This window comes from Halapricum sp. CBA1109 (genome assembly GCF_009741825.1).
Taxonomy (GTDB): domain Archaea; phylum Halobacteriota; class Halobacteria; order Halobacteriales; family Haloarculaceae; genus Halapricum.
On the sequence record NZ_WPCA01000205.1, the window covers coordinates 1 to 3,544 of the forward strand.

Sequence of the window (3,544 nt, forward strand, 5' to 3'; positions counted from 1 at the left end):
CCGGGTTGTACTCGCCGAGCAGCGTCTCGGTGATCGCGACGCCCCCACCGCTGCCGGGCTGTCCGGCGTACAGTAGCGCGTCGAGGTGCTGGAAGGTCTCCTGTCCGCCTCGGGGGCTGCCCGCGTACTCGACGCCGACGATCGGCGTGTCCTCGCCGGCGTTCTCGGCGACGGTCCGGACTATCTCCCGCTGGGCCTCGTGGAGCGCGATGTCGTCGCGGTCGCCGAACCCCTCGTTGTGTGGTGCCTCTCCGAGTACGACGACGACGGCGTCGGCCTCGGGGGCCGCGCTCTCGACCGCGCTCCGCTGGTCGTCGGTGAAGTCGTAGGCCGGTCTGGTCTCCTCGTACGCCGTCAGGTCGGGTGCCGTCCACCACTGCGCCCGGTCCAGCGTCGTCGGGACGTGCGTGACTCCGTCGCCGAGTGCGTCCTCTAACTCTTCGATCATCGTCGTGCCGGCCGGCCGCGGGCCGTCCTCGGTGAGGCTGCCGTTCTCGATGGCCTGCCAGCCCAGCGTCCAGCCGCCGTGTTGCATCATCACTCGGTTCTCGACCCCGTCGGGACTGACTCCGGGGCCGGTCACGAGCAGGTCCTCCTCACCCGAGAGGGGCAACACCGGGTCGCCGTCCTCGGTGGCGCCCTCGTTTTTCAGCAGGACCATCGACTCGCGTGCGAGTTCGGCGGCCGTCGCCAGCGACTCCTCGTTGCCCACGAGGTCCGTGACCAGCGACTCGTCGGTGTAGGGGTCCTCGAACAGCCCCAGATCGTATTTGAGTTCGAGGATACGTTCGACGGAGTCGTCGATCCGCTGTTCGGAGAGGTCGCCGCTGTCGACGAGGTCGACGACCGTCTCGACGAACGCTATCGGCTTGATGCTGGCGTCGTTGCCGCTGCCGAGCATGAACATATCCAGCCCGGCCTCGATGGCCTCCTCGATTGCCATCCGTCGCCCCTCGTCGGTGTCGGGATAGTGTTCGTGGAGGCCGATCATCCGGTAGAGGTCGTTCCAGTCCGAAAGGATGACGCCCTCGAACCCGTACTCCTCGCGGAGCACCGTCGTCAGCAGCCAGTAGGAGGCGTGAGCCGGGACGCCGTTGACCGATCCGCTGTTGACCATCACCATCCCCGCGCCCTCCGCGAGGGCGACCTCGAACGGCGGCAACAGCGTCTCCCGGAAGTCCCGCATCGAGACGTTCGCGGCCGCGCGGTCGTTGCCGTTTTCGGGGACCTCGTAGCCGGCGAAGTGTTTGACCGTCGCCGAGACGCGGCCGTCGTGTTCGAAGGCCCGGGTCCGCGCCAGCGAGACGTCACCGAGCAGTTTGGGGTCCTCGCTGATCCCCTCGAAGTACCGGCCCCAGCGCGGGTCTCGCTGGAGTTCGACCGTCGGCGCGAACGTCTCGTGACAGCCAGTCGCGGCGATGGCGTCCGCGCTGTGTTCCTCTGCTTGTTCGATCAGGTCCACGTCCCGGGTCGCGCCCATATTGTGCCGCTGGGGGAGCGTCGTCGCCCCGTCGACGTAGTTGGCGCCGTGGACGCCGTCGATGCCGAAAAAGAAGGGAATCCCGTTCGGGGAGTTCTCGACGTTGTACTCCTGCAGGGCGTTGATCTGTGTCACCAACTCTTCGGGGTCCAGTGTCGGTGGCTCCGCACCGCCGGCCAGCACGGACCCGACGCCCGCCTCCGAGAACAGTTCGCCGGTCGTCTCGACGTCGAAGACGTCGGCAGCCGGGTCTTCGGGATCCAGCGACGTGAGCGCCGGTTGGAGCATCTGTCCCGCCTTCTCGGCGACCGACATCTCCCCGAGTAGTTCGTCTATCTCCTCTTGGTCCGCCGCGACCGTGCCGACGTCGACGGCCGCCGCCGCGGTCGCCGCACCGGTCGCTTTCATAAACGTCCGTCGGGAGGGGCCGTCTCCCGAACCATCAGTGTCTTGTCCAGACATTGCGGGCTGTCCATCACTGTCTTTTACGTTTGTTATGCACACGATACTCGTCCGTTTGTGGCTGACACGATATTTTAACGATCCAGTAACCACTCACTATTGACATTTTGTTCACCCGGCACCTATCAGATATGCACAACTAGCGCCAACCGATCCGGGCCGAGGCCCGGACGCCCCGTCCACCGACTCGCTGTTCGTGTACGCAGAACGGTCAGTCCACCAGCCCACCGTCCGTGCGTTCCGGCCCGAGCGTCACCCGAGACGGTCCAGCACGTCGGCCTCGACGTCCCGGCGCGGGCCCCGGTCGGTGCCGTCACGGTCGCTGTCGCGGTGTTCGGCCACCGTCGGTTCGAGGGCCGCCTCGTGTGGCGTCGACGTCCAGCCCAGCGACGCCAGTTTCGTCGTCGAGAGGAGGTGCGGTCGGTCGGTGTACAGCGGGAAGTCCGACGGGAGGAGGTCGGGGGACAGTTCGCGCTCGCTGGCGTAGACGGGGTCGACGGTCGTGTCACACGCCTCGGCGAGCAACTCGATCCACTCACCCAGCGAGGGGGCGTGGCGGTCGCCGACGTTGTAGGCCTCGCCCGCCTCGCCGTCGCGGGCGACGGTCAGGACGGCGTCGGCCACGTCCTCGACGTACACCAGATGGTTCAGCGTCGTCCCGTCGCCGGGCACGACGACTCGGTCCTGTGTGTCGACGCGGTGGAGCCAGTAGTCCAGTCGTTCGGTGTAGTCGTGGGGGCCGTAGACGATAGTCGGCCGGACGCTCATCGCCCGGACGCCGTCGGCGGCGGCCGCGAACACCGCCCGGTCGCCCTCGGCCTTCCGGTTGCCGTAGGTGTCGCCGGTCGTGTCCTCGCTCTGGGCCTCGTCGCAGGGTGCAAGCGACGTGTCGCCCTCGCGCTTGGGGACGCGGTGGGCGCCGTAGGCGGCCCCGCTGGAGACGTAGACGTAGGATTCACAGTCCGCGAAGACGTCCGTCGCGACCCGCACGTCCCGGGGGTGGTAGGCGACCACGTCGACGACGATGTCGGGATCGACGACGCGGGCGGCCTCCCGCAGTTGCGCGTCGTCGCGGCGGTCACACTGGACGTGCCCGACTTGATCGCCCCGGTCGAAGGGAATCGGGTGGTTGCCGCGGGTCGCAAGCGTCACGTCCTCGCCGGCGTCGAGAAACGCCTCGACGGTGTGTCGACCGACGAACCGGCCCCCACCGATGACCAACACGCGTGCCATACCCACCGGTTGACCGGAGGGCTCAAAACCGTTGGTCACCTATTTCAGAGCGTGAATCGACGACGGACCATCGCCATCGGCGTCGGCGCGGTGTTCATCTGGTGGGGGTTGCAGGCGGCCTTCCTGATTGACTCGTTCGGCGCGCTGTGGTTCGGTACCTTCGTCGGCGGGTTCGTCGCCGCCCTCGGCGCGGCGAGGTCCGGCTACGACGGCGTCGTCGAGGCTGTCATCGCCCTCGGCGTCGTCCTCGCCGTCGCCGCCCCCCGCCTCGCGGCCGTCGGACCGTCCGCCAACTACGGCCCTCGACCCCGTCACGTTCGCCGCCGACGCCGTCGCCCTCGTCTCTTTCGCCGTCGTCACCCGCCTCCG

The 3,544-nt window shown here is 68.1% G+C and carries 3 protein-coding genes; 1 reads left to right on the forward strand and 2 read right to left on the reverse strand.

The genetic code is table 11. From position 1 onward, the window contains the following. A partial coding sequence (locus GJ629_RS15065) for a glycoside hydrolase family 3 N-terminal domain-containing protein (RefSeq protein WP_157513748.1) occupies positions 1–1,942 on the reverse strand: 1,942 nt, incomplete at its 3' end. A 252-nt stretch (positions 1,943–2,194) separates the two neighbouring features. After that, positions 2,195–3,175: an NAD-dependent epimerase/dehydratase family protein gene (locus tag GJ629_RS15070; RefSeq protein WP_157513749.1), complete on the reverse strand. Its 981-nt coding sequence runs from the start codon at positions 3,173–3,175 to the stop codon at positions 2,195–2,197. A gap of 51 nt (positions 3,176–3,226) precedes the next feature. On the opposite strand from GJ629_RS15070, the gene GJ629_RS15075 reads away from it, so the two are divergent. Next, the coding region (locus GJ629_RS15075; RefSeq protein ID WP_157513750.1) for a hypothetical protein at positions 3,227–3,544 on the forward strand (318 nt) is incomplete at its 3' end.

What these genes read in the sequence shown, in the direction of transcription:
- GJ629_RS15070 (WP_157513749.1), bottom strand. Translation starts at nt 3,175, where the DNA reads ATGGCACGCGTGTTGGTCATCGGTGGGGGCCGGTTCGTCGGTCGACAC.